The sequence below is a fragment of the Streptomyces sp. NPDC037203 genome (genome assembly GCF_055605065.1).
Genome location: NZ_JBVJUC010000001.1, coordinates 181,055 through 205,844, shown reverse-complemented (window position 1 = coordinate 205,844; position 24,790 = coordinate 181,055). Strand labels below are relative to the sequence as shown.

Annotated in this window: 26 protein-coding genes and 1 riboswitch; of the genes, 10 read left to right on the top strand and 16 right to left on the bottom strand. The window is 72.1% G+C overall.

Going from position 1 to position 24,790, the window contains the following annotated elements; all coding sequences use genetic code 11:
* Positions 1–113: 113 nt before the first annotated feature.
* From ACZ7EC_RS00960 to ACZ7EC_RS00950, 3 genes are all read right to left on the bottom strand, one after another.
* Positions 114–566 carry an SRPBCC family protein gene (locus tag ACZ7EC_RS00960; RefSeq protein ID WP_471055909.1) on the bottom strand — a complete coding sequence of 151 codons (453 nt, stop codon included), beginning with the start codon at positions 564–566 and terminating at the stop codon, positions 114–116.
* A 152-nt stretch (positions 567–718) separates the two neighbouring features.
* The gene (locus ACZ7EC_RS00955; protein WP_471055906.1) at positions 719–982 is read right to left on the bottom strand and encodes a hypothetical protein; all 264 of its coding nucleotides are present in this window, start codon (positions 980–982) and stop codon (positions 719–721) included.
* A 219-nt stretch (positions 983–1,201) separates the two neighbouring features.
* Positions 1,202–1,792, bottom strand: coding sequence for a hypothetical protein (locus tag ACZ7EC_RS00950; protein WP_471055903.1), 591 nt, complete (start codon positions 1,790–1,792; stop codon positions 1,202–1,204).
* 754 nt (positions 1,793–2,546) lie between these two features.
* On the opposite strand from ACZ7EC_RS00950, the gene ACZ7EC_RS00945 reads away from it, so the two are divergent.
* Positions 2,547–3,737: a PP2C family protein-serine/threonine phosphatase gene (locus ACZ7EC_RS00945; RefSeq protein WP_471057771.1), complete on the top strand. Its 1,191-nt coding sequence runs from the start codon at positions 2,547–2,549 to the stop codon at positions 3,735–3,737.
* Between the two features lie 19 nt (positions 3,738–3,756).
* Here the strand turns inward: ACZ7EC_RS00945 and ACZ7EC_RS00940 are convergent, their stop codons facing one another.
* Positions 3,757–5,010, bottom strand: a complete 1,254-nt coding sequence (locus ACZ7EC_RS00940) for a PP2C family protein-serine/threonine phosphatase (RefSeq protein ID WP_471055900.1) — start codon at positions 5,008–5,010, stop codon at positions 3,757–3,759.
* Between the two features lie 102 nt (positions 5,011–5,112).
* Positions 5,113–5,688 carry a TetR/AcrR family transcriptional regulator gene (locus tag ACZ7EC_RS00935; RefSeq protein WP_471057767.1) on the bottom strand — a complete coding sequence of 192 codons (576 nt, stop codon included), beginning with the start codon at positions 5,686–5,688 and terminating at the stop codon, positions 5,113–5,115.
* A 136-nt stretch (positions 5,689–5,824) separates the two neighbouring features.
* Here ACZ7EC_RS00935 and ACZ7EC_RS00930 point away from each other — a divergent pair, with 136 nt between their 5' ends.
* Both ACZ7EC_RS00930 and nicT read left to right on the top strand, forming a co-directional pair.
* A complete protein-coding gene (locus ACZ7EC_RS00930; RefSeq protein ID WP_471055896.1) occupies positions 5,825–7,060 on the top strand; it encodes an FAD-dependent oxidoreductase in 1,236 nt (411 codons plus the stop codon).
* A gap of 158 nt (positions 7,061–7,218) precedes the next feature.
* A riboswitch (cobalamin riboswitch) is annotated at positions 7,219–7,421 on the top strand.
* Positions 7,422–7,449: 28 nt separating this feature from the next.
* The gene (nicT, locus tag ACZ7EC_RS00925) at positions 7,450–8,541 is read left to right on the top strand and encodes a Nickel transporter NicT (protein ID WP_471055893.1); all 1,092 of its coding nucleotides are present in this window, start codon (positions 7,450–7,452) and stop codon (positions 8,539–8,541) included.
* A gap of 107 nt (positions 8,542–8,648) precedes the next feature.
* Here nicT and ACZ7EC_RS00920 read toward each other — a convergent pair whose 3' ends face one another.
* Complete coding sequence (locus ACZ7EC_RS00920; RefSeq protein WP_471055890.1) at positions 8,649–8,858, bottom strand: hypothetical protein; 210 nt, start codon at positions 8,856–8,858, stop codon at positions 8,649–8,651.
* A 462-nt stretch (positions 8,859–9,320) separates the two neighbouring features.
* Positions 9,321–9,584 (bottom strand): GlsB/YeaQ/YmgE family stress response membrane protein, encoded by a 264-nt coding sequence (locus ACZ7EC_RS00915; RefSeq protein ID WP_397988108.1) that lies wholly within the window; start codon positions 9,582–9,584, stop codon positions 9,321–9,323.
* A 262-nt stretch (positions 9,585–9,846) separates the two neighbouring features.
* Between ACZ7EC_RS00915 and ACZ7EC_RS00910 the strand changes: the two genes are divergently transcribed.
* The gene (locus ACZ7EC_RS00910) at positions 9,847–10,860 is read left to right on the top strand and encodes a YihY/virulence factor BrkB family protein (protein WP_471055888.1); all 1,014 of its coding nucleotides are present in this window, start codon (positions 9,847–9,849) and stop codon (positions 10,858–10,860) included.
* 48 nt (positions 10,861–10,908) lie between these two features.
* Here ACZ7EC_RS00910 and ACZ7EC_RS00905 read toward each other — a convergent pair whose 3' ends face one another.
* The 3 genes from ACZ7EC_RS00905 to ACZ7EC_RS00895 all read right to left on the bottom strand — a co-directional run bounded on the left by ACZ7EC_RS00905 (position 10,909) and on the right by ACZ7EC_RS00895 (position 12,927).
* Entirely contained in the window at positions 10,909–11,838 is a 930-nt protein-coding gene (locus ACZ7EC_RS00905) for a CapA family protein (protein WP_471055885.1), read from the bottom strand.
* Between the two features lie 331 nt (positions 11,839–12,169).
* Positions 12,170–12,697, bottom strand: a complete 528-nt coding sequence (locus ACZ7EC_RS00900; RefSeq protein WP_471055882.1) for a Gfo/Idh/MocA family protein — start codon at positions 12,695–12,697, stop codon at positions 12,170–12,172.
* Positions 12,622–12,927 carry a hypothetical protein gene (locus tag ACZ7EC_RS00895; RefSeq protein WP_471055880.1) on the bottom strand — a complete coding sequence of 102 codons (306 nt, stop codon included), beginning with the start codon at positions 12,925–12,927 and terminating at the stop codon, positions 12,622–12,624. The genes ACZ7EC_RS00900 and ACZ7EC_RS00895 overlap by 76 nt, the downstream gene beginning before the upstream one ends.
* A gap of 439 nt (positions 12,928–13,366) precedes the next feature.
* Here ACZ7EC_RS00895 and ACZ7EC_RS00890 point away from each other — a divergent pair, with 439 nt between their 5' ends.
* The 4 genes from ACZ7EC_RS00890 (at position 13,367) to ACZ7EC_RS00875 (ending at position 18,931) form a co-directional block, all read left to right on the top strand.
* Positions 13,367–14,245: a spherulation-specific family 4 protein gene (locus ACZ7EC_RS00890; protein ID WP_471055877.1), complete on the top strand. Its 879-nt coding sequence runs from the start codon at positions 13,367–13,369 to the stop codon at positions 14,243–14,245.
* Positions 14,246–14,479: 234 nt separating this feature from the next.
* Positions 14,480–15,859: a ricin-type beta-trefoil lectin domain protein gene (locus tag ACZ7EC_RS00885; protein WP_471055874.1), complete on the top strand. Its 1,380-nt coding sequence runs from the start codon at positions 14,480–14,482 to the stop codon at positions 15,857–15,859.
* 209 nt (positions 15,860–16,068) lie between these two features.
* Entirely contained in the window at positions 16,069–17,583 is a 1,515-nt protein-coding gene (locus ACZ7EC_RS00880) for an AAA family ATPase (RefSeq protein ID WP_471055871.1), read from the top strand.
* 211 nt (positions 17,584–17,794) lie between these two features.
* The gene (locus tag ACZ7EC_RS00875; protein WP_471057764.1) at positions 17,795–18,931 is read left to right on the top strand and encodes a helix-turn-helix transcriptional regulator; all 1,137 of its coding nucleotides are present in this window, start codon (positions 17,795–17,797) and stop codon (positions 18,929–18,931) included.
* A gap of 28 nt (positions 18,932–18,959) precedes the next feature.
* Here the strand turns inward: ACZ7EC_RS00875 and ACZ7EC_RS00870 are convergent, their stop codons facing one another.
* The 3 genes from ACZ7EC_RS00870 to ACZ7EC_RS00860 form a co-directional block, all read right to left on the bottom strand.
* On the bottom strand, positions 18,960–19,775 hold the full coding sequence (locus ACZ7EC_RS00870; protein WP_471055868.1) for a DeoR/GlpR family DNA-binding transcription regulator: 816 nt from the start codon (positions 19,773–19,775) through the stop codon (positions 18,960–18,962).
* Positions 19,776–20,047: 272 nt separating this feature from the next.
* Positions 20,048–20,227, bottom strand: a complete 180-nt coding sequence (locus ACZ7EC_RS00865; RefSeq protein ID WP_471055865.1) for a hypothetical protein — start codon at positions 20,225–20,227, stop codon at positions 20,048–20,050.
* A gap of 508 nt (positions 20,228–20,735) precedes the next feature.
* Positions 20,736–21,107 (bottom strand): VOC family protein, encoded by a 372-nt coding sequence (locus tag ACZ7EC_RS00860; protein WP_471055862.1) that lies wholly within the window; start codon positions 21,105–21,107, stop codon positions 20,736–20,738.
* 93 nt (positions 21,108–21,200) lie between these two features.
* Here ACZ7EC_RS00860 and ACZ7EC_RS00855 point away from each other — a divergent pair, with 93 nt between their 5' ends.
* Positions 21,201–21,662 carry a MarR family winged helix-turn-helix transcriptional regulator gene (locus ACZ7EC_RS00855; protein WP_471055860.1) on the top strand — a complete coding sequence of 154 codons (462 nt, stop codon included), beginning with the start codon at positions 21,201–21,203 and terminating at the stop codon, positions 21,660–21,662.
* 58 nt (positions 21,663–21,720) lie between these two features.
* Here ACZ7EC_RS00855 and ACZ7EC_RS00850 read toward each other — a convergent pair whose 3' ends face one another.
* Entirely contained in the window at positions 21,721–22,605 is an 885-nt protein-coding gene (locus ACZ7EC_RS00850) for a helix-turn-helix domain-containing protein (RefSeq protein WP_471055857.1), read from the bottom strand.
* A 143-nt stretch (positions 22,606–22,748) separates the two neighbouring features.
* Here ACZ7EC_RS00850 and ACZ7EC_RS00845 point away from each other — a divergent pair, with 143 nt between their 5' ends.
* Positions 22,749–23,543 (top strand): alpha/beta fold hydrolase, encoded by a 795-nt coding sequence (locus ACZ7EC_RS00845; RefSeq protein WP_471055854.1) that lies wholly within the window; start codon positions 22,749–22,751, stop codon positions 23,541–23,543.
* 10 nt (positions 23,544–23,553) lie between these two features.
* Here the strand turns inward: ACZ7EC_RS00845 and ACZ7EC_RS00840 are convergent, their stop codons facing one another.
* Positions 23,554–23,946 carry a VOC family protein gene (locus tag ACZ7EC_RS00840; RefSeq protein WP_471055851.1) on the bottom strand — a complete coding sequence of 131 codons (393 nt, stop codon included), beginning with the start codon at positions 23,944–23,946 and terminating at the stop codon, positions 23,554–23,556.
* 111 nt (positions 23,947–24,057) lie between these two features.
* On the bottom strand, positions 24,058–24,603 hold the full coding sequence (locus tag ACZ7EC_RS00835) for a cysteine hydrolase family protein (protein ID WP_471055849.1): 546 nt from the start codon (positions 24,601–24,603) through the stop codon (positions 24,058–24,060).
* Between the last annotated feature and the right edge of the window lie 187 nt (positions 24,604–24,790).

Here is a 24,790-nt window from a genome sequence, read left to right as displayed (position 1 = left end):
TCCCCTTCCCTTCTTCCCCCCCCCCCCCCCCCCCCCCCCCCCCCCCCCCCCCCCCCCCCGCCCCTCCCCCCCCCCCCCCCCCCCCCCCCCCCCCCCCGGCCGGTCGTCCGGGGTCAGACCTCGCCGCGCCAAGCGCCGGTCTCGACACCGCCGCGGGACTCGATGAACTGCTTGAACCGCTTCAGATCACCGGTGGCCTGCCGTTTGACGAAGCCGAGCTTGTCGCCCACCGTCTCCGCGAGGCCCTGCGGGTCGTACTCCAGCTGGAGCATGACCTTGGTGCGGGCCTCGTCCAGGCGGTGGAAGGTGACGACGCCGGCCTGCCGGGCCTCACCGTCGACGGTCGTCCAGGCGACGCGCTCGTCGGGAATCTGCTCGGTGATCTTCGCGTCGAACTCGCGCTGCACGCCGTCGATCTTGGTCACCCAGTGGGTGAGGGTGTCGCTACGCTGTTCGATGCGTTCGACACCGTCCATGAACTGAGGGAAGTCGGCGAACTGGGTCCACTGGTTGTAGGCGGCGCGGACCGGGACCTGGACCTCGATGGACTCTTCTACCTGTGACAACAGCGATCTCCTTCTGGGAAGCGGGCAGCGGACCGACCGGATGGGGTCCGTCCGCCCGCCTTGCTCGGGATCATCACTGTCCTGGGTTGCCACGAGACGGCGGTTGATGCATCGGTGGGCCGATTCAAACGAGGGCGCTCGCGACGCCCGCCTCAGGCGGCGTTCCTCACCGCGTGCAGCGAGCCGCTGAGGGTGCCTTCCTGCTGTTCGTAGTGGGAGAGCGCAAGGCCGAGCCCGATGAACGTCGGTGCCCATTCGCCGACGAAGATGCCCCACCGGTCGGCGCGCTCGACCCCGGCCTTCTCGGCCTTGAGGCTCGTGCACCAAGAGGCGAAGCTCAATCCGATCGAGGCCAGGCCGGCGATGTAGGCGTGCTCGCTGCGGATGCCCATGTCGTGCATCTTCTTGATCACCATGGACGGTCTCCGTTCTGTCTGGGGGACACCTGGCGGAGTAACCACTTCCCCTTCGTGCTATTCGCCCGATTTGGGGGAATTCGACGCGACGCTCGAAGGCCGCATGTGCACGAGACTTCCGCGCAGGCCCCTCCCGCCCCGAACGGCCTGGTCAGGAGCGTGATCGGCGGCGATGGCCGGTGCCGGCGACTTCGCATGGCGCGGCCGGCCGGAATCCCGTCAGCCGGCTTGGGAGGTCGGCGTCTTGCCCTCCGGGGTGTCCTGCTCCGGGGCGTCGGAGGAGACGTAGAAGACCGAGGAGCCCTGCTTGGTGCGCTGGGCGAGGTTCTTGGCGACGAGGCTTTCGAGGGTTGTCCGCACCGCGGTGGCCTTGGGCGCGCGGTCGGGGTGCGACTTGCCGATCGCGAGGGCGACTTCCGCGGCGGAGCGGGGTTCGCTCTGCTCGGCGAGATGGTCGCGGACGAGCTCGACCAGGGTGGGCGCGGGCTTCTTCGCGGTGGTGCGCGTGCGCTTGGCGGATGCCTTGGGGGAGTCGGTGGCGGGCTTCTCGGTCTTGGCGCGTCCGGCTCGGGTGGGGGACTTCTGCGCCCGCTCCCGCTTGACCGGCGCCGCCGGCCCGCCGAGTGCCTGCTGCACGTTCACCAGTACCGCGTGGTCGCGTCGCAGTTCATCCAACTGGGCTTCGAGCGTGCTGATTTCCTCGCGGAGGCGATCCTGCTCCTTGACGTTGACGGCGAGGTCCCTGCTCACTTGGGCGCTGTACTGCGAAGCGAGTTCGGAACGGGAGGCGGTGGCGGTGCTTTCGGGCATGAAGCTCACTCTCCTGGGTTTGCGGTTGCCATCACGTGCCCCGGAGCACAGATAGTACGGAGAACGGGGCGAGTTGTTCCTTGTCCCAGCCGCTCAGGCGGATCCGCTCGCGCGGCCGGGGCGCGCGCTTCGGCCCAAGAAGGCCGAGATCAGGACAGGAAGACGGATCGTCGCGGGACAGCCCTTAGACTCGGCGCCCGTACCAGTCATGATCACTAGGAAGGGACCACATGTTCCAGGACGCTCCGATCTACCATCAACTTGTCGCGGAGCGTGGTGATGTACCCGCGCGCGTGCGGGACGCGGCGACGAGCATACTGCGTGAACTCGACCACGTCATAGGCGCGATGGCGTTGCCCGCCCTCTCGACAAGCCCCCTGCCGAGGCGCCAGCCGGACGCCGCGGCGCGACCGGCGCTTCCTCCGCTGCCCAGGTCGTAGGCCACGGTCGGGGGCGGGGTGTCACCGCCGCTCGAACGCCCCCTGCCCGTCCCCTCCAGTCCGAGCATGTCCAGCAAGGAACGCCCGCCTCGCCCGGAGCCCCGTCGCGGTCCAGCGGGCCGCGTGGCACTCCGCCGGGCGACCGCGGCGTGACGCCGGGATGAGAACGGCCGCTGAAGGCAAGGCATCGTCCCGCCTCCCGTACATCCACTCCCGCTCCCCGGAAGCGCGCGATCACCGGTGAGGCGGGCTGGCATGCGGGGCGGGTCGGCCCATGTTTCGCTGTGGAACATGGAGACGCGGCCGCCACGAGGGTGACGAGGCACGAGCGGGGCCGCCCGCAGGAAGGCGGTGCGCGCGGCTACGCCTGGCTGCTGCCGGCGCTGCTGATCGTCTGCATCGTGACGCTGGACTTCAACACCGGCGCCGAGTTCCGGATCATCTCCTGGATCGTCCTGGTGCCCGCTCTGGCCGCCGCGGTCTGCGGGGTGGGGGCCACGGCCGGTTTCGCCGTGGCGTCCCTCGTCACGTACGTCCTCGTCGACAACGCCTGGCCCCGGCGGTACGAGGCGGGCCTGCCCGACTTCCTGCTGGTCGCGCTCGGCGGTGTGCTGGCCGCCCTGGCGGCGGCGCTGCGGGTGCGGCAGCAGCGGCGCATGCTGCGCATGCAGGACATCGCGGAGACCACGGTACGTGCCGTACCGCGCCCGCTGCCCGAACGCTGGGCCGGTCTGGAGCAGGCCGGCGTGTATCTCGCCGCGGACGTCGAGGCGCAGGTCGGGGGTGACTTCTACGACGTCCAGCCCGGCCCCTACGGTACCCGTGTCCTCGTCGGCGACGTGCAGGGCAAGGGACTCGGCGCGGTGGAGGCGGCGGCCGCACTGCTCGGCAGCTTCCGCGAGAGCGCTTACCACGAGAACGACCTCCGGACGGTCGCCGAGCGGCTGGAGCTCCGGATACTGCGGCACCGGGTGCACACCGCCGCGGTCGGCCGGGAGGACCTCGACCGGTTCGCCACGGCCGTGCTCGTCGCCTTCTCCAGGGACACACCCGGAACGGTCGATGTCGTCGACTTCGGGCACGAGGCGCCGCTCGCGGTCGGGCCGCACGGGGTACGCGAGCTGCCCGCGGGGGACGGGGTGCCGCTCGGCCTCGGCGATCTCGTCGGCGGGCTGCCGCCGACCCACCGGGTACCGCTCGCGCCGGAGGAGACGCTGCTGCTGGTCACCGACGGGGTGACCGAGGCCCGTGACCGCAAGGGCGAGTTCTACGACCTGTACGGCGATGTCGCCGCCGCGGTCGCCGCCGATCCGGACTGCGCCGCGCCCGGCCCCCTGGTCCGCCGCGTCCGTGACGGCGTGCTCCGGCACAGCGGGCGCCGGCTGGCCGACGACACCACGATCTACGCGGTCCGCCGCCTCCCAAAGACGGCGGAGTGTGCGGGAACGGGCCCGCTGCCGGGAGCGCGGGAGCGGGGCTTCTCCGCGCAGGAGGGGTACTTCTGAGCAGGGGGTGTCGCCCGGACTAGAGCCGTACGACAACGAGGGCGACGTCGTCCCGGCCGCCGCCGGCCACGCCGAGCCGGGCCAGCACGGTGTCGGCCAGCCGCTCGGGCCCGAGACGGCCGCACTCGGCGAGGACATCCCTCAGCCGGTTCAGACCGGTGTCGATGTCCTCGTCGCGGCGCTCGATCAGCCCGTCGGTGTAGAGCACCAGCGTGTCGCCCTGCTTGTACGGGAGGCTGGCCTGCGGGCGGGGCACATGCTGCGGGCGCGCGCCCAGCGGCGGGTCGGTCGCCTGGTCCAGCAGCTCGGTCGTGCCGTCACCCTTCACCAGCACCGGGGGCGGGTGCCCGGCGCTGCTGTAGGTGATCAGCCGGCTCCGCCGGTCCACGATGGTCTTGACCGCGGTCGTGCCCAGGGCGTCGTCGATCGACCGGGCGTACAGCCCCAGCACCTCCAGCGCCTGCGCGGGGCGCGGCAGGGCACGCACGGCCGCCGACAGGGCGCTGCGCAGCATGCCCATGACCGCGGCGGCCTGGAGGCCGTGGCCGATGACGTCGCCCACCGCCAGCGCCAGCTGGTCCGGGGGGATGTCCACGACGTCGTACCAGTCGCCGCACACGTTCAGGGACCCCACCGCCGGCTGGTAGCGCACCACCACGTCCTCGGTGTGATGGGCCAGATCGGGGGTGCGCAGCATGGCCTCCTGCAAGGTGACGGCGACCTCGCGTTCGCGGGTGTGGGCCTGGCGCAGCTCCTCGTTCAGCCGCTGGAGTTCCCGCGCCCGCGCGTACAGCTCCGCCTCCAGCGACTCGGCCGCCGCCGGGCTCCGGGGCACTCGGGCGCCCGCGGGATCGGCGGCCCGGCGGGCCTTGACGAACGCGGTCACGTCCTCGCCCCGGTGGATGATCCACGCCACCTCTCCGTCCGGGCCGCACACCGGGGTGTTCACCGGGGACCACCAGCGCTCCTCGAACATGCCGGGCCGGTGCGGGGCGGGGATGTCGTACTTCTGGAGCGGCATCGTGTCGGATCTGCGGGTGGCCAGCACCCGGTGCAGGGAGGCGTTCATGTTCCGCACGCCGTCGGATTCCGGATCGTCGGGGTTCTCCGGGAACGCCTGGAAGATATGCTGGCCCACCAGGTCGTCCCGTGTGCGGCCGGTGGCCTCCAGATAGGCGCGGTTGACGTCCACGATCACCAGATCCGGGCCCAGCACCAGGCACGGAGTCGGTACGGCCGCGAACAGGGCCGCGTGATCCACTGGTGCCGCCATCTCGCCGCTCCTCGTGCCCGCTGCCGCCGGTGCCCTGCCCCCAACCTAGGCCGCGCTCGCCGCGCCCGCCCGGTCTGCGTCCCCCGCCCGGCCGCCGCCGGGTCAGTCGGCGCGCTCGCCGGTCCAGCCGTCGGCGAGCAGGTCGAAGACCCGGCCGAGGGCGGCGTCGGGGTCGCGGGAGCCGCGGACCAGCACGGGCGCCTCCAGCGCGAAGTGGGCCAGCGCCCGGCAGCCGGGATCGTCGGCGGGCAGCCCGGCGTCCTCGGCGATCGCCGCGGCCAGCGCGTGCTCGTGCCGCAGCCACATCCTGCGGGCGTACTCGCGCAGCGCCGGAGTGGTGTCGACCAGGCGCAGGAAGTCGTCGAACCGGGGGTCGGCGTGGACCCGCCGGGAATGCTCGCCCAGCAGCATCCGGTGCAGGGCCCGCGGTACGGACTGCCCGGCGGGACGCTCGCGGACCGCCGCGACCAGGGCCGCCTCCCGGTCCACGTCCTGGTCGAAGACCAGCGCCTCCTTGCCGTCGGGGAAGTGCTTGAACAGCGTCGTCACGGAGACGTCGGCCGCGTCGGCGATCTCGCGCACCCCGACCTCGTCGTAGCCCCGCTCGGAGAACAGGCGCAGTGCCGCGTCCGCGAGGGCCTGGCGGGTGGCTGCCTTCTTGCGCTCTCGGCGCCCCATCTCGGTCACGCCGACACTCTACCCCGTTCGTGGACTCGATTAGAAAGTTGACCTGTTACGCTTTTTTAGCGGTTGCACCCAGGAGGGTGCTGTCGCGACGCGTTCGCGACCCGCGCCACCCGAGGAAGAGGTCCCGATGACGAACAGCACACCCCGGATCTGCGTGATCGGCGGCGGGCCCGCCGGACTGACCTGTGCCCGCGTCCTGCAAGGGCACGGCATCGAGGTCACCGTGTACGACGCCGACTGCGCCGTGGACTCCCGCGACACCGGCGGCACGCTCGACCTGCACGCCGACTCCGGACAGATCGCCCTCGAGGACGCCGGGCTGCTGGACACCTTCATGGCGGAGGCCCGGCCGGAGGGGCAGGCCAGTACCCGCCGCGACCACCACGGCACGGTGCTGGCGGAGTTCACCCCCCGGCCCGGCGACGTGGCCGCGCCGGAGATCGACCGCGGCCGGCTGCGCCGCATGATCCACGACCACCTGCGGCCCGGCACCGTCCGCTGGGGCCACCGGCTCGTCGGCGTGACCCCGCTCGGCGACGGCCGCCACCGCATGGAGTTCGCGGACGGCACCGGCGCGGAGGCCGACCTGGTGATCGGCGCCGACGGGGCGTGGTCCAAGGTCCGTCCCCTCGTCAGCGACGCCACCCCGCGGCACCTCGGAGTCTGCTTCCTGGACGCCCGGTACGACGAGGTCGACTCGCGCCACCCCGAGGTCGCCGAGATCGTCGGCGCCGGCCACATGTTCGCCAACGACAACGACGGCCGCGCGGTGATCCTCCAGCGCAACGGCGACGGCGTGGTCCGCGGTTACATCGCGTTCCGGGCCGCACCGGACTGGCATGTCGGAGCGGGCGTGGACCTCACCGACCGGGAGAGCGTCCGCGCCCATCTCGTACGGGAGTTCGGGCATTGGTCGCAGGCCATGCGCGCGCTGATCGTCCGCAATGACGGCGACTACGTGCCGCGGGCCTTCTGGGCGCTGCCCGCGCCGCTCACCTGGGAACACGTCCCCGGCGTCACCCTGATCGGCGACGCGGCCCACCTGATGGCGCCCTTCGGCGGCCACGGCGCCAATCTCGCGATGCTGGACGGCGCGGAACTCGCGCACGCCGTCAGCCGCGCGGTCGGCCCCGACCCGGCCGCCACCCTGGACGAGGCCGTCGCCCGCCACGAGTCGGGCATGTTCGCCCGCTCCGGAGATCTGGCCGTGGACTCGAACGAGGCCCTGGTCCAGTTCTTCGCCACCACCGACGAGCCGGACCTGCCGCCGGACCCCGAGCTGGAACACCGGGACTACCTCGCCCGCGCGGAGTCCTACCGGCGTGAACGCGCTCGGCGGGCGGCCGAGCACACCGGCGCCTGAACGCCCGTCCGGCACTCCCGCGCGCGATGAAGGTTGGGCAAAATGTCCGCCTTCGCCGCACCGTCAGGGCGTGCCGGAAGACGGTGTCGATCCAGCGCGAAGATGTGATCTTGGATACCTGAACGACCGTACGGCTGGGCGGCAGTGGGTGGTCGGTCCTACGGTGGGCGGGCCGTGGTGTTCGGGAAGACCGGTGACAACCCTTCGCGGGGTTCAGACCGGAGCGGCCCTCGCCACTGTGATCGGGGAGTATCCGTCCCAGTTGTGCATGGTCACTGTCCGCCGCCCGGCGGACGGGAAGGCCGGGACGGACACGCACACACCCGTAAGCCAGGAGACCGGCCACGGCACTTCACGAAGAGATCCACGAGGTGCTGGAGCGTGACCGTATGACCCTGCCCACAGAGTCGACCCGTTTTCGTTGGCGGCGCGAGGACACCGTCCGTACCGCCGGACTGCTGACGGTGATCGCCGCCCTGCACGTCGTCGCGTTCGGCATCCTGTTCCTGCTGGTCGTACCGGGGCACTACGAGGTCGGATCCAAGGCGTTCGGGATCGGTCTCGGGGTGACCGCGTACACGCTGGGCATGCGGCACGCCTTCGACGCCGATCACATCGCCGCGATCGACAACACCACCCGCAAGCTGATGGCCGACGGCAAGCGGCCGGTGTCGGTCGGCTTCTGGTTCGCGCTCGGCCACTCCAGCGTGGTGGTCGTCCTGGCGGCCCTGGTCGCGGGAGGCGCACAGCTCGCCGGCACCCTGCTCGACGACGACTCCCGCACCCACCAGACCCTCGGTGTCGTCGGCACCACCGTCTCCGGGACCTTCCTCTACCTCATCGCGGCGCTCAACCTCGTGGCGCTCGCCGGCATCCTGCGGGTCTTCCGCGCGATGCGAGCGGGCACGTACGACGAGGCCGCCCTCGAACAGCACCTGGATTCGCGGGGGTTCATGAACCGCTTCCTGGGCCGCGTCACCAAGTCGATCACCCGGCCCGGTCAGATGTTCCCGCTGGGCTTCCTGTTCGGTCTCGGCTTCGACACCGCGACCGAGGTCACCCTGATGGTGATGGCGGGCAGCGGTGCCGCGGCCGGGCTTCCGTGGTACGCGATCCTGTGCCTGCCGCTGCTGTTCGCGGCGGGGATGAGCCTGTTCGACACGCTCGACGGCACCTTCATGAACTTCGCCTACCAGTGGGCGTTCTCCAACCCGGTGCGCAAGGTGTTCTACAACCTCACCATCACCGGCCTGTCCATCGCCGTCGCCTTCCTGATCGGCACCATCGAACTGGTCGGGGTGCTGCACCAGAAGCTCGATCTGAGCGACGCGGTGACCGGCTGGATCGCCGGGCTGGACCTGGACAACGTGGGGTACGTCATCGTCGGCCTGTTCGTGGTCGTGTGGGCGGCGGCGCTGGCGTACTGGCGGCTGGCCAGGGTGGAGCAGAGGTGGGCCGCCCGGCTCGGCGATGGTGGCTGACCACCGTCGGGGTGGGAGCCTCAGCCGCCGCGGACCCCGGTGCCGCCGTTGACGGTGCGCAGAGCCAGCCGGTACCGGCGGCCGGAATGCCCGCGGGGGAGCGGCCGTTACTGAGGGGCGCCCGCCAGTAGGGTCACCCCCACCGACCCGTTGCGGGTCACGCCGTCGAGCGTGCCGGGCGAGTTCGCGCACCGCAGGCCGACATCGCCGTCGACCGTCCCGGCGGCCACGCCACGCGCCGCCAGGCCGACCGCGCGGACGGACCCGCCACGGGCCACCAGGCGCTGGCGGGCCCCCTCCGTGCTCGAGTCCTGCACGGTGTCATCACCGTTGACGGTGCTCAGGCCCAACTCCCCCCTCACACCGGTCACATCGGTCCCCGCTTCGTGGGCCCGCACGGTGAGCTGACGCCGGTGGGCACGTGGACGAGCGGCATCCCGCTGCAGCCGTCCCCGGCCAGGTTGTCGCCCTGAGCGGTGATGACGAGAAGCGGCAGCAGCGTGCACCCGGCCCACGTGGGACGGCCGGTGCGACGGGACGTGCGCCCGGAACCCGGACGGTTCGGTCGGCTCCATGAAGACGTCATGGGATGCGGGGCACCCGCCAGGACCGGGTGCCGCGCACATGGGGCCGACCGTGCCGCCGGGCCCGCTGCCCCGCGCCGGCCCGCTGATCCCGCCGGGACGACCTTGGGCACCTGCACGGGGACCCGCCGCACGAAGACCACCCGCTCACACAAAAGAGGCGGCCCCCGCGGGGGCCGCCTCCTGCACGCGCGGTCAGCGCGAGCGTCCCGTCAGCACGCGGTAGAGCAGCAGTACGATCACGGAACCCACGATCGCGGCGATCCAGGTCGAGAGGCTGAAGAAGCCGTTGATCGAGTGGACGCCGAAGATCACCTTGCCCAGCCAGCCGCCGAGCAGCCCGCCCACGATGCCGATCAGCATCGTCACCAGGCAGCCGCCCGGGTCCTTGCCGGGGGTCAGTGCCTTCGCGATGGCGCCCGCGATGAGGCCGATCAGGATCCAGGCGATGATGCCCACGAGGTTCGTTCCTTCCGTTGCGCTGCGGCGCCCCAGGGCCGGGGCTCCCACGTACTCCCGCATATCCCGCATGGCCCGGCCTATGCAGGGCCGTTTCAGCGCCGGGTGCGGGGAGACTCCTCACACTGCCCCCACAAGCGCGGACGCCCCGGAGAGTGGTTCCCATGCGACCTGCACCCGGATGCCGGCCAAAACCCCCGCACGAGCACGTCACGTGCCGTACGCGGGGAGCCCGCGGCGGCGCAGACCACGTGTGCCCGTCATGACGTTCCTCGAACGCGCCGACGGCTTCCAAAGACGCCACCCCTGGGTGGGCCGGCCGCTCGCCGTCGTGTACAAGTTCTACGACGACCAGGCCATGTACCTCGCGGCCCTGCTGACCTACTACGGCTTCCTCTCCCTGTTTCCGCTGCTCCTCATCCTCGTCGCCGTCCTGGGCACCTTCCTCAGCGGCGACCCGGCCCTCCAGCAGCGGCTCATGGACTCGGCGCTGAGCGAGTTCCCGGTCATCGGCGACCAGCTCGGGCACAACATCCACTCCTTCCACGGCAGCGGAGCCGCCCTCGCAGCCGGCATCGCGGGCAGCCTCTACGGTTCGCTCGGCGTCGCCCAGGCCGCGCAGTACGCCCTCAACAAGATCTGGGCCGTCCCCCGGCACGCCCGCCCGGACCCGCTCCGCTCGCGGCTGAAGGGGCTGGTGTTCCTGCTGCTCCTCGCGGTCGGGCTGTGCGCGTCCAGCCTGCTGTCGGTGGCGGCCTCGCAGACGTACCTGTTCGGCGCGCGCCTGCGGGGCGGCGGCTGGCTCGCCGCGACCGCGGGGACCGTATGCCTCAACGCCTTCCTGCTGCTCCTGAGCTACCAGCTGCTGACCCAGCGGCCACTGCCGCTGCGCCGGCTCACCGGCGTCGCGCTGTGCGGCGCCTTCGCGTGGCAGGCGCTCCAGTGGGTGGGCTCCTACTACGTCAGCCACGTGCTGCGCGGGGCCACCGCCACCTACGGCATGTTCGGCATCGTCCTCGGCCTGCTCGCCTGGCTCTACGTCGGTGCCCTGATCTTCATCGCGGCGGCCGAGGCGGGGTCCGTGCAGGTCATGCGGCTGTGGCCGCGCAGCCTGCTGACGCCGTTCACGGACCGGGTGCGGCTGAGCCCGGCGGACCGCCGCGCCTACCGGTCCTACGCCGTCACCGAGACCTTCAAGGGGTTCCAGAAGGTCAGCGTGCGCTTCGAACCGCCGCCCGAGCCCGGACCCGGAAAGCCGCCGGACGGCACGCCCTGAAGGTGCCGGGCCGCCTGAGCGGTGCCGGTCCGCGGCTCCCGCGCTCGACTACGGCCGCTCGATCGCCCCGCTGTCCGAGATACGGGCGGCGTCCGGGCCGAAGTCCTCCGCCGACACGCTGGAGACCAGGTCGATCGCCTCGCCGCCCGGCTCCGGCGTGCCCGGTGCCACGATCCGGGTGGGACGCAGGCGCCCGGACACATAGGTGCCGTCGGCGCGCAGGGTCACCTGGAGCACACCGCTGGTCGAGAGCGTGCCGCCGAGGCCGAGCACCTCGTAGCCGGTGAAGTTGCCCAGGCTGTAGGCGATCAGCCTGCCCTTGTAGAACTCCATGCCCCGCATCACGTGCGGGCCGCTGCCCACCACGAGATCGGCGCCGGCGTCGATCACCGCATGGCTGAAGCGGTGGCTGTCGCCCCGGTCCTCGCCGAGGAAGTACTCGGTGCCGGGCGCCACATGGATGCGGTCCGAGCCCTCGGCGCCGGCGTGCATCACGACGATCACGACATCCGCCATCGCCGCGGCGCGGGCGGTGAGCCGCTGCGCGGCGGGGATGTCCGTGAGGTCGCTCGCCCCTCGGTCGGGCGCGAACCCGAGCAGCGCGACCCTGATCCCGCGCACCCGCTGCACGGTGATCTGGCCCAGGCGGCCGGTGTACGCCAGGTGCGCCGAGCGCAGCGCGGCGAACGTCTCGCGCCGCCCCTGCGCACCGAAGTCGTCGATGTGGTTGTTCGCCGTGTTCAGGGCCGTGAACCCGGCCTTTCTGAGCCGGCGGCCGTAGGACGGCGGGACGTGGAAGGCGAAGCAGTTCGGGCCGTCGATGGAGTCGCACTTGCTGGTGCCGCCGGTGGCGAGCGTGCCCTCCAGGTTCCCGAGCACCACGTCCCCGGTGAGCAGGCCCTCGACGGGGTCGAAGAACGTGGCTCCGCCGTCCGGCGGCAGCTTGTCCGGCAGCGAGCCCATCACGATGTCCCCCACGGCGGCGATCCGCAGGTTGCCGGCAGGGCGCGGCGCCGGTGCGCCGGGAGCCGCGGACCCGGTCCTTCGCGCGGGAGCGGAGCCGTGGGAGACCCGGTGGTTCTTTGGACCGGCTCGGAACACGAGCGCCGCGACGACCGCCAGGGCGGCCCCGGCCAGGCAGAGGGCGAACAGGCGGCGCCGTACCGGCCCGCGCCGTTCGTGCCGCCGCTGGGGACACCGTCCACCGGACATGATCACCGGCTCATGCTACGAAGCGTGTCCCCGCCCTCCCCGCAGGCCGCCCTCCGGCGTGTTCCCGGCTCCCTCGCGGTGCCCGGCCTGCGCCGGGTCATTCGCCGGGGAACGAGACGCGCAGGTCCGCGCGGATCCGGTCCAGGGCACGCATGACCCTCGAGGCGGTGGTCGGGGTGCGCGGGTGCAGCGTGGTGTTGAGCACGCCGTGCGCGCCCGCGTCGTTGGTGACGACGATCGACGCCTGCGCGTCGACACCGGTGTCGGTGGTGTCCCCGACAGCGGTGATCGAGGCGAACGGCCCCAGCACCATCGAGGCGAAGGAGACCGGGTAGACGCCGAGGTCCAGCAGGGCTCCGCCCGCCAGCTCGGGGGCGAAGAGGCGGTACGTCGTCCGGGGGTTCATGAAGCGGCCGTGGTCGGCGGTCACCGTGAGCACGTCGCCGAGCAGGCCGCGGCCGAGCACCTGGCGGACCACGTCCATGTGCGGCAGAAAGCGCGTCCACATCGCCTCCACGCAGAACACGCCCTGTCCGCGGGCCGCCGTGATCAGTTGTTCCGCTTCGACGGCGTTGCGGGTGAACGCCTTCTCCACCAAGACGTGTTTGCCTGCCTGGATCGCCATGAGGGCATGAGCGTGGTGCCGAAGGCGCGGGCCCGGTCGGCGTCGCGCGATCCGACCGCCACCACCCGCTGTCCGGTGTGCGTGCGCAGCGCCTGGACGAACGAGGCGGCGATACCGCCCGGCGCGATCACGCCCCAGCGCAGGACCGGCGCGTCACGCGGGGACGGCGTCCGCGGCGCGGGCAGCGCGGTGTCGGTCACGGGGTCGTCGGTCCGTCGGGTCTGCGGCATGGGCTCCCTCTTCGAGCGGTGCGGACGAGAAACGACGGCGCCGTGGGCGGCGCCCCCTGGCGTCCGACCGTCTCGTGTCCGGCCCCGGCCGGACAAGGCGGTGGGGAGAACGTTCAGCCACGGTGAACGTTTTCCGCCCGGATCCGGCCGGAAAACGAGCCTGCCCACCCGGCGTGCTCCAGTGATTCCGCCTCCTTTCCACATCGGGCAAGGGAAAGCCGAATTCCGTGGCCGCTTGACAGCTTTCCGTACGCCCGGCTGACTGACGCCCGGCAGGGTGACGGAGAGAGCACCGCTTTGCCCGGCGTTCTCCACGGGTCATCAGGTGGTCCGGCCAAAAGGCGGAAGTGGAGCGGAGACAATGAAGGCAAGAGGTCTGACCGAAACGGTCGGTGCGGTCCTATCGAGGCGCGCGTGCGCGGTCGCCACCGGTGGGGCGTTGGCCGTCGGCGCGCTGGTCGCCGCCCCGGCGACCGAGGCGTCCGCCGCCGGGATCCAGCAGAGCATCGCGGTACCGGCCTACTTCTCCCCCGACTCGGACGCCGGGCTCTGGGACGAGCTGGCCAGCCCGGCCCCCGGCGCGGGCCTGGCGGTCGCCAACCCCCTCAACGGCCCCGGCAGCAGCAAGGACGGCTCCTACGCCAAAGCGATCCAGAAGGCGCACAGTGCGGGCACGAAGGTCGTCGGATACGTCGACTCGGGCTACCTCGGCACCAAGGGCTGGACCGCGCCGGACGGCGGGACGTCCGTGCAGGACTGGGTCGACGGCGCGAAGGCCGACGTCGACAAGTGGTTCGGCTGGTACGGGAGTTCGGGGCTCGACGGCATCTTCTTCGACGACGGGCTCACCAGCTGCGGCACCGGCTCGAATCCCGATGTCTACGTCCAGGCGTACAAGACTCTCCAGGCCTATGTGAAAAGCAAGGACCCCGGCGCCAAGGTCGTCGTGAACCCCGGCGCCTCGCCCGACGCGTGCTACACGCAGGCCGCCGACACGCTGGTGACCTTCGAAGGAACGTATGACGACTACGTCGACGACTACAGCGACGGCCGACAGGCGTGGGAGGCGTCCGCGGACCCGTCCAAGATCTGGCATCTGATCCACACGACGGGCACCGAGTCGCAGATGCGCAACGCCCTCTCCCTGTCCGAGCAGCGCAACGCCGGGTACGTCTACGTCACCGATGACGTCGACACGCCGGTCGACGGGCAGCAGTGGGGCAACCCGTGGGACACCCTGCCCGCGTACTGGTCGGACGAGGTCACCGCGGTCGCGGGCGGGGCGGCAGCGGCTCCGCGGCCAGGAGCGGGCCGGTGAGATCCGGCATCGCCGGCTACTGCCTGGACGATCCCCAGTTCCTCACCGACGGCCATCAGCTCGACATCTGGGACTGCAACGGCGGCGACAACCAGAAGTGGACGCTGCCGTAGGTTCCCGATCGCCTTCCGCCGGCCCCCGGCCACCCCACTGGCCGGGGGCCGGCGAAAGCACGTCCCGGCGCCCGCGCCGGGACGGCACGTGCAGGACCCCTTTCCCCACCGGAGCATCCTCATGAAGCTCGAACTCACCCGGAGCAGAGCCGCCGCGGCGGCGCTCGTCGCCGTGGCGGCACTGCTCTGGCCGCTGCTGGGCCCCGCGGACCGGTCCCCGGCCGCCGACACCGACTCCTACCCACTGCTCTACGACCCCGGCCCCTCGCACGACTGCTGGGGCCGGAACGTGGACGACGACAGCACCAAGAAGGACACGGCGCACGAGAACACCAGCGGCTGCGGGGCCTTCGCCCCGGACAAGGAGTTCCAGCGCGACATGGCGCAGCCGCAGTCCACCCCGACGTGGGACGAGGGCACACTGGGCTGGGGCGTGTCCGACTGGGGCGCGAAGCCCGGATACTCGTTCTCGGCGCAGACCGGCGACAAGACCGTCACCATGGTGAACGACGCGGCCGGCACGGACTGCGGCTCACTGCGCGAGACCAACATCGGCTACACCTACCAGAACAGCCAGCTGAGATGGGGCCCCGACCGCAGGAAACTCACGCTGGGCGACGGACAGGTCAACGTCTCGTACGACGCCACCGTTCACCAGACCGCGGATTTCACCTGCCCCACGAAGCGCGCCATCCTCACCACGGACTTCATCTTCGACAACACGGTGACCGGGCAGCCGGCCGTGTTGTCGGTCGTCCACTACGACGCCGAGAACCAGTTCTCGGGCTCGAAGTCCGGCAGCGTGCTGTGGGACACGCTGAATTCCGACCACACATGTGACGCGGGGTACGGCTGCCGCGTCATGGTGAAGAGTCCCACCGCAATGCTGGGCGACGGCCGGAGGGGCTCGGTCGCCGACGACGTCAGCGGTCTGTTCGACCAGTACACCGGCTACCTCAACCCGCAGAACCTGCCCAAGGACAAGTTCTCCCTGCGCGGCCTGCAGATCGTGAGCAGCAACGTGGGCGGCTCCACGACCGCTTCCGTCAGCGACATCGATGCCCGCCTCACACCGAGCGGCCCCGCCCACTCCGCCATCAGGTACTCCGACAAGAACGGGCCCCTGTGCCTGGACGACACCGGGAACCAGAAGACGTATCCCGCGGACGTCGAGGTGTACTCGTGCAACGGATCGGACGCGCAGAACTGGGACATCGGCTGGGACAACACCCTGCGGGTGAACGGCCTGTGCCTGGACGCCGAGCACGGCGATACCTCCAACGGGACCAATGTGATCCTCTGGCAGTGCAACGGCGGGCCGAACCAGCAATGGGTGCTCGGCCGTTACGGCCAGATCTACAATCCCGCCTCCGGCCGCTGCCTGGAGGCCAAGTCGGGCGGGGCCGTACAGAGCGGCTACACCGATCTCGACCTGTACGACTGCTGGGGCGGCACGAACCAGAAGTGGTGGTCGTCGTACGGCGATTTCCACGACCAGTGACATGGAGCGGGACGCACCTGTCCGGGTGGCATAGGCGGACCTTCCGGGGTGGCTGACCCGTTTCCCCCTGCCGCCGCACGGGCCCCCGGCGCGGCGGCAGGACCGGTGAGCGAAGCCCTCCCGCACGTCAGTGACCGGCTACGACGAGCACCCGGACCACGGGCCCAGCGCCCGCGCGGCAAGGGAAAGAGCAGCACCACCAGCGCGACATGACAGCACCGGAGAACCCGCCCCAGCACCCCGAGCACGCGGACCTGTTCGCGGGCCGGCCGAACGAGCTGCGGGCGCTGCGTGCCGCGGCCGTCTCCGCCCGCGCGGGATCGGCGGCCGTCGTCCTGGTCCAGGGCGCGCCCGGCACCGGGAAGTCCGCCCTGGTCCACCACTGGCTCGGCACCCTGCGCGACTTCACGGTCCTCGGCACCGCGGCGACACCGGCCCGGCTGCCCGACGCCTTCGACTGCCTGTCCCGGTTGCTGGGCACCGTGACGGACCCGGCCCGGCCCCACTCCTCGACCGGACGACAGCGGGCGACGGCCCACACCGGGCCCGGCGCGCCCGGTCTCCCGACCGCCCTGCGCGACCTCCTGGACACGCCGTCGGCGGCCCCGCTCGCCCTTTTCGTGGACGACGCCCAGTGGGCGGACGGCCCCTCCTTGCGGGCACTGCTGGAAGCGGCCCGTACCGGCGGGCGGATCTGCCTGGTGCTCGCGGCACGCCACGTCCAGGACTGGGACGAGCGGACCCTGCGCGCCCTGCACAGGGTGCACCCGCTGACCCGGATCGGCCTGGGCGAGCTGAGGGAGAGCGAGGCGCGGACGGTCGTGGCGGCCGCACTCGGCGACCGGGCGGACGAGTCGCTGACCCGGCGCCTGATCCTGCGGTCCGGGAGGCACCCGCTCTACCTCACCCGACTCCTCGGCGAGCACCTGGACGCCCCGGTCGGCGGAGGCACCGGTCCGGGCCTGCCGCCCGCAGCGGTGCGGCGCCAGCTGTGCGGCCTGCCCCCGTCGAGCGTCGCGGCACTGGAAGCACTGGCCGTGCTCGGCGGCTCCGCGTCGGTGCCGACACTGAGCGCCGTGCTCGGCGCGCCCGACTGCACCTCGGCCCTGGAGCCTCTGGTCCGCGAGGAGTTCATCACGCGGACGGTGGCGCAGGTCCCCACCGTCACCTTCCGGCACCCGGTCTTCCGCGACGGTCTGTACGACACCCTGCCGACCTGGCGTCGCCGCGCGCTGCACCTGGCCGCGGTCCCCGCCGTCGACGGACGGCTGCGCCTGACGCACGAGGTGGCGGCGGCCGAGACGGCGGACAGCCGCCTGGCGGCCGACCTGCTGGAGCGGGCGACCGACGAACTCGCGGGGGGGCCGACTACTCGACGCGGCAGGGACGTTGCTGTCCTCGGCGGCTCTCTCGCACGCCGAGGACCACCGCACCGGCCACCTGCTCTACGGGGCGGTGCGGCTGCTGTTCTGGGCCGGGGCGGACGCCGAGATCGGGCGGCACGCGGACGCCGTGGCCTCTCGCCGGCCCTGCCCGTGGCGGGAGGAGGCCCTCGGCCTGGTGGAGTTCGCCGCGGGCCGGCTGACCTCGGCCGCACGGCTCCTGGAGCGGGCGCAGAGGTCGCTGGCGGCTCACGACCCCGGACAACGGGCCGTCGTCCTCGCCGAACTGGCCTGGACACACGCGATCCTGGGGCAGGGACAGGCGGCCCGGCAATACGCTGAGCAGGCTCTGGACCCGGCCCGCGCCGGGGAAGCGGCCCCGCTGATCACGCCCACCGCACCGGGCAGCGGCGTGACGGCGCCCTGCGCTGACGGCGCCGAGGACCGTGACGGCGCTCCCCGTGTCGTCGTACCGCCCGGAGTGCGGCAGGCCGCGCAAGCGCTGGCGGCCTACGGCGCGGCGCTGTGGCACGGCCCGCGGTCCGGCCTGGAGATGCTGGCCACGCTGCCCGAGGACGCCGACGAGATCGAGGAGGAGGGGCTGCCCGCCCTGACCGTCCGGGGCGTTCTCCGGCTGGCGGACGGCCGGCTGCGGGCCGCGACGACCGATCTGACCATGGTGCTCGCCCGCAGCCGGCCCGGTGCCGCCCGGCTCCTCGGTACGGCGGGCTCCGTCCACCTCGTCATGTGCCACCTGCTGGACGGCGACTGGGACCGGGCGGCGCTGGCGGCGGACCGGGCCCTGGAGGACGAGCAGAGCCGTTGCTTCGACGCACCCGTCCTGTGGTCCCTGCGTTCCGTGCTCGACGCGTTCCGCGGTGAGCACGACGCGGCCGACACGGCCCTGCGTCAGGCCGTTCGACTGGCCCGAACGCTGGACTTCGCAGGCCCCCACTACCACACGGCCATGGCCAGGGCGATGCACGCGCGGGCCCGCGGCGACCACGAAGGCGTGGTGAGCGCCCTCCAGTTGCTCGCCGACCGCTTCGCCCACTCCGACCGCGTCCGCATCGTCGCCACGAGCTGGCTGCCCTTCTTCGCGGAGTCGCTGGTCGTGTGCGGCCTCGCCTACCTCGCCCGGGGCGTGCTGAGCGAGCTTCGGGCGGCGGGCGACGACGCCGATCCGCATCTGCGCGTCGCCGCGGCCTGGGTGGCGGGCCGTACCGCGGAGGCGGCCGGTGAGCACGGTACGGCCCTGCGCACGTACACGGAGGCGATCGGGCTGCTCCGGCCCGGACAGGACATTCCGCTGCTGCGCGCCCTGCTGCGGGCCGGGTGCGGGCGGGTCTGTGCAGCCACCGGCCGGGCGGGCGCCGCCGCCGAACACTTCCGCGTGGCCCGCGACATCCTCACCCGGCTCGGCGCGCGGTCCCTCCTCGCCGAGTGCCCGGCCCAGCCGCAGCCCGCCCCGGCGGACGGCATGGACGGCACGCCCGGCCACGCGCGGCTGACTACACGCGAGCGCGAGGTGACACGGCTGGTGGGACGCGGTTACACCAACAGGGAGATCGCCGAGGCGTTGACGCTCAGCGCCAAAACCGTCGAATATCACCTGCGCAGCGTGTTCGTGAAGCTCGGCATGCGCAACCGCCGGGAGCTGAGGCGACGCGTGCAGGGCGACGGCGACTGACCGCGCCCCGCCGGGCCGCCGGGCCGTCTCACGCCGGGTCGTCGCGTCCGGACGATCGCGCGGAGGACGGGACGACCACCAGGACGGTGTTCACGCCGGTTCTGCGCAGGGCCGCGACCAGCTCCGTGTCCGCGTGCGAGTCCGTGACGACGGTGTGCACGGAGTCGATGCCGGCGATCTTGGCCTGGTGCACCTTGCCCAGTTTCGAACTGTCGGCCACGACGATCCGATGGGCGGCCTGCTCCAGCATGGCCCGGTCGATCTCCGCCCCGCTGGCGCTGTACTGGGTGAAACCCGCCGTCGGCGTGATGCCGTCGGCACCCACGATCGCGTAGTCGAAGCGGTACGAACGCAGCGCCTGCTCGGCTGGCCTGCCCACCAGGTCGCTGGAGAGTGGACGGGCGATGCCCCCGGTGACGATCACCTTCGCCGACTGCCGCGCCGACAGTATGGTGGCCGTGTCCAGGCCGTTGGTGACGACCGTCAGATCGGCACGGACGGCCAGGCAACTCGCCACGAACCCCGCCGTGCTGCCGCCGCTCAGCGCCACGGTCAGCGGACCGCCGGGCAGCAGCGTCGAGGCGAGCGCGCCGATCCGGCGTTTGGCCTCCTTGTTCTGCGACTGCCGCAGACTCACCGGCGGTTCGGCGCTGCGCCGGGTGGCGGCGATACGCCCGTAGGACCGCCGGATCAGACCCCTCTCCTCCATGGTGGCCAGGTCGCGGCGGACCGTGGGCCCGGACACTCCCAGGGTCGTGGGCAGGAAACGGACTTGCAGGTCACCGCGCTGGGCCAGCAGGGACATGATGACCGAGATGCGGGAGTCACGGCGTACGCCGCTCATGCGCGGCTCCGCACGACGGAGCGGGCGGGCACGGCACCGCGGGCGCGGCGGTGACGCTCCTTCCGCGGTGCCTCGGCCCTACCCGTCGCTGATGACGATCGCACAGTCCGCGACTTCACCACTCGCCCGCTCCCGCGTCTCTGGTTCGTGTTCCGGACCCGGTGCGCCGCTGTGGACCGCAGGCGGCACCGGGGTCTGCCGTCCACTCAGCGTGGCCGACGCGCGCGCGGCGCGGATCAGGGAAAATCCCCAGGGATTCCAGCGGCGATGCCTCAGGCGGAGCACTCACCGGGGGTGAGGGCGGTCAGCGGGGACAGGGACACGACGTCGTCGACGCGGCCGTCGGCCCCTTTGACGGGAGAGGTGGAGGTGGAGCCGGTGATGGCGTAGTAGCGGTGGCCGTACCCCTGGCCCGCCTTGTCGCCGGTCTTGTCATAATTGATCCACAGCACGCCGTTGGCCCCGTAGGGGTAGAAACCGCAGCTGACGCCAGGGTTGGCCCAGCTGTGCCTTGGCGCAGTCGTCGACGAGCTGCGAGGCGCTGACGGCTCCCGGCTGTGACTGCTGGCGGGAAGGCGTCGGCCGGGGCGCCGAACCGGGTGCCGTTCTTGAGGCACACCTCGTGGTCGCAGTACTGGGGCGTCTCGGCGAACGCGAGGGCCGTGCCCAGAGTGGCGAACGCGAGTGTGGCGGCTGCCACGGACACGGCACGGGCGGTACGTCGGGGCATGCGGGCTCCTCGGAGGAATGCGAGCCGGGTGGCGCGCGCGTGAGCCCTGCGGCCTGCCGCGCGCGGACCACCGGACGGGTGGGGGGCGGCCAGGACGGACCGGGGGTTCGCCGGTAACTCGGCCCCGGTGCCTGGGAGTTGTCACGCCAACCCCACGACTTGCCGATCCTCCACGCGCGCGCCCGCACCGTGCAGGCCGCCTGATCAATCACGACCCGCGCGTTGACATGTCAGTCCCCGTGGACGGTCAGCCGGTAGCCCTCGGGGCCGGTGAAGGAGAAGGCCGGACCGAACGGGGTCGTGATCAGCGGGCCGACCTCCTCCGTGCCGGCCGCGACGAGCCGTGCGCGCAAGGCCGGGGCGTCGGAGGCGCGCAGCCACAGCGCGACACCGAGACCGGGGCGTGCGGTGCCGTCCAGATCGACGTCGGGCAGCGGCTCGCGGACGGCGAACGGGATCGGGCTGGTGGCGAAGACCACCGCGTGCGCCGGTCCGCCCTCCGCCCGCCGCAGCCCGAGCCGCTCCTCGAAGAACGCGGCCGCGGCCGGCACGTCCTTCACCTGGAGAGCGATGAAATCAGGTCCTTCGACGGTGGCGGTCATGGTGACTCCAAGGGTCGGCCCGCCGAAACGGGTATGTCAGAATTTTGACATAGCGACCGTAGGTCCCGGACCTCGGTATGTCAAAATGCTGACATGGAAGAACGAGTGCCCGTACCCGCGCCCCACCCCGCGCACGACGTCACCGAGCACGTCGGATACCGCCTCAAGAAGGCTGCGGCCGCGCTGCGCGGCGCCATGGACAGGGCGCTGCGCGAACACGGCCTCACCGTCCCGCAGTACTCCTGCCTGGAACTCCTCGACGAACGGCCGGGTCTGTCCAACGCCGACCTCGCCCGCGGCACCTTCGTCACCCGGCAGTCGGCCAACGTCGTCCTGCGCGGCCTGAAGGAGGCCGGCCTGATCACTCAGGCGACCAGCACCGACCACGGCCGGGCCCTGCCCGTCCACCTCACCGAGGCCGGGCAGCAGCGCCTGCACGCCGCCCGCACGGCCGTGTACGCCATCGAGGAACGCATGATCGAGAGCATCCCCGCAGGCCGGCTGGCGGTGCTCCTGGCCGACCTCGACGCGATGGCCGAGGCTCTGGAGGCGTGACCGCCCGGCCGCGGACCGGGAGGAACCGGGACCGGGACCGGGGCCGGGCGTGCCGGGCTCAGGATCCGCGGGTGCCGGCTCTGCCGTAGGCGGCGCGCCAGGCGGCGGGCGGGGTGGCGGCCTGGCGGCGGAAGAAGGTGCTGAAGTTGCCGGCGTCGCCGAAGCCGAGGCGCCGGGCGCAGCCGGTGACCGGCAGATCGGTGTGGGCGAGGAGCCGCTTGGCCTCCAGCAGGATGCGCTGGTCGAGGAAAGCCTTGGCGCTCGTGCCGGTGGCGGCGCGGGTCGCTCGGGTGAGGGTGCGCGCGTCGTAGCCCAGTGCCCGAGCGTAGTCGGCGACGTGGTGCCACTCGGTGAAACGCTCCTCGACGGCGGCCCGGTAGACGCGGAAGACGTCCGCGGAGCGGTCGCCGGCCGGGACCGCCCCGGTGCGGGCGGGCGCGTCGGGAAGCACCCGCAGGATCAGCGCCGCCAGCAGGTGGGCGAGCAGCGCGGGGGACGCCGGGTGCGGGCTGCGCGCTGTCGCGTCGTGCTCGCGGCCGAGGTGTTCGGCCGCCAGCAGCGCGAGGGTCAGGTGCTGCCCCTCCAGCCGCCAGCAGACCGGTGCGCCGGCCTCCGCCGCGCTGAATCCCCCGAGGAAGCCGGGCCGGAAGAGGACCAGTGGCCCGTCGCACGCGTCGATGTCGCTCCAGCGGTGCACCATGCCCGGCCGGATCCACACCACGCTGCCTTCCGTCAGCCGGTAGGTGTGGAAGTCGGCCTCGTGACCGCCGGTGCCGGAGGCGATCAGCGCGAGAACGTGGAAGTCGGGCCGCTGGGGGAGTACCCGGCGGCGGTGCGTGTCCATCGCGCGCAGTGCGGCGAAGTCGAGGACCTCCACGCCGTGGGACGAGCCGACGGCGGGGGAGTAGCGCAGCTGCCGTACAGCATCGTGTCCGTTTTTCACAAACACCGTGCCCCTTTCCACCGGGCAGCGGATCCCACCGGCCGTACGGTCTGAGTGCGCCTGACAGACAGGTCAGTCTACTTGTTCGAGGCCGTGCACGCGGGACGCCGGGCGTCGTGAGCGGTCAGGGGAGAGGCATGGAAATGACGGAAAAGACAACATCGGTGGCGGTGCCGGGCGGGTCCCTGGAGGTACGGGTCGGGGGACGTACCGGACCGACCCTGGTCTTCGTCCACTACTGGGGCGGCTCCGCGGACACCTGGGACGCGGTCCTCCGCCGTCTGCCGCCCGGCCAGTCGACGGTCCGCTTCGACCAACGCGGCTGGGGCGCCTCGCGGACGCTGCCCGGCCCCTACGACCTGGACCGGCTCGCCGACGATCTCGCCCGCGTGGTCGCGGTGTGCGCGCCGGGGCCGTACATCCTCGTCGGCCATTCGATGGGCGGCAAGGTGAGCCAGCTCCTCGCGGCCCGCGGGCCGTCCGGTCTTGCCGGGCTCGTCCTCGTCGCACCCGCACCGCCCGAGCCGCCGCCCACGGTGACCGCGGAGTACCGGCAGGGGCTGTCCCACGCCTACGACTCGCCCGACTCCGTGCGGTACGCCCTCGGCCACGTCCTGACCGCCACGCCGCTGCCGGAGACCGTGCTGGCCACCGCGGTGCGCGACAGCCTCGCCGCCGGGCCCGAGGCGCGGCGGGAGTGGCCGCTGCACGGCATCGCACGGGACATCACCCGCGCCGTACGCGCCATCGCGGTCCCGGTGACCGTGCTGGCCGGCGAGAACGACGGGGTGGAGCCGCCGCACGTCCTGCGCGCGCACCTTCTGCCGCACATCCCGCACGCGACCCTCACCACCGTCCCCACCGCCGGCCACCTGCTCCCCGTGGAGGCCCCCGAAGCCGTCGCGACCGCCCTCGGGGACGTCATCGCGGGGCCGTGAGCCCCGGCCTTCAGCCCTGCTTGGGTGCCGTGATCGGCACCAGGCGCAGGAGGAAGGAGTGGCCTGCCGGGTCGGTGTAACCGCGTTCCTCGTACGGCCCCGCCGCATCCCGTGTCGCGATCGGCCGGCCCCCGAGCCCCACGACGCGCCGCTCGGCCTCGTCCATGTCCTCCACCAGGAAGACCAGATGGGCCTGGAGGGAGTTCTCCGGACGAGGCCAGCTGGGCGAAGTGGCGTTCACATCACGGCGGAAGGCCAGCCGCATACCGTCCGCGCCGCGGATCTCCACGAGGTTCGCCGACACCTCCGTCCGCTCACCTTCCAGGAACTCCTGGTAGAACACGGAGAGTTTCTCGGGCTCGGCGCAGTCCAGGACCACGACGCCCGCCGTCACCAATGCCATGCTTCCTCCCGCTGGACGACCTGTCACTGCGGATATCCCCACCCGCCGGATTCAGTCGGCGGCGGGTCATATCCGCCCTACCACCGCGGGGTCAGGTCCGACGAGGGCCGGTCACTGCCACAGGTCCCGGCTCGCGCACACGCGCGCACCCATGTTCCGCTCCATCATCCGCAGCGCCGCCCGCGCGAGGTCCTCGTGGATGTGCGCTACGGCGTCCCTGGGGACGATCACGTCGAAATGACGGATATGGGCGTCGAGAGCCGAATAGAGCACGCACTGCTCGGTGACCTGCCCGGTGAGCACCAGCCGGTCGATGTGCTGCTGCCGCAGGAGGTATTCCAGGGGGGTCTCGAAGAAGACGGAGTGGCGGGCCTTCACGACGAAGAGGGAATCGGCGTCCGGCTTCAAGGGCTCCACCAGGTCGCTGTGCGGCCCGCGCAGAGCGTGGTCGAGCAACTCGCCGTGATGTGATCGCCACTCACCGAAGTTGTCGTTCACATAGATCACCGGCGCCGAGAGGTCCCGCGCCCGCCGCAAGAGGTCCGCCACCACCGGCACGACCGTCCGAGCCGACGGAATCAGCAGGTCGGCGTCCTTGTGGTCGTACGTGTTGATCATGTCGATGACCAGCAGTGCGGTCTTATTCGCAGCGTTCACGCCCACCGGGTTCCCCGACCGCGGGGTGCGGCAACCGGTGAGGCCCGGCGTACTGGAAACGGCCGCTCGTCCGGTCGTCCGCGGAAACCCAGAAATACCCGGACGGCGATGTCGAGAATCCGTAACCGGCTCCGTCCCCCTACCGAACGCCACCACAATGGATCGCACCAGCACCCAGGAGAGACAC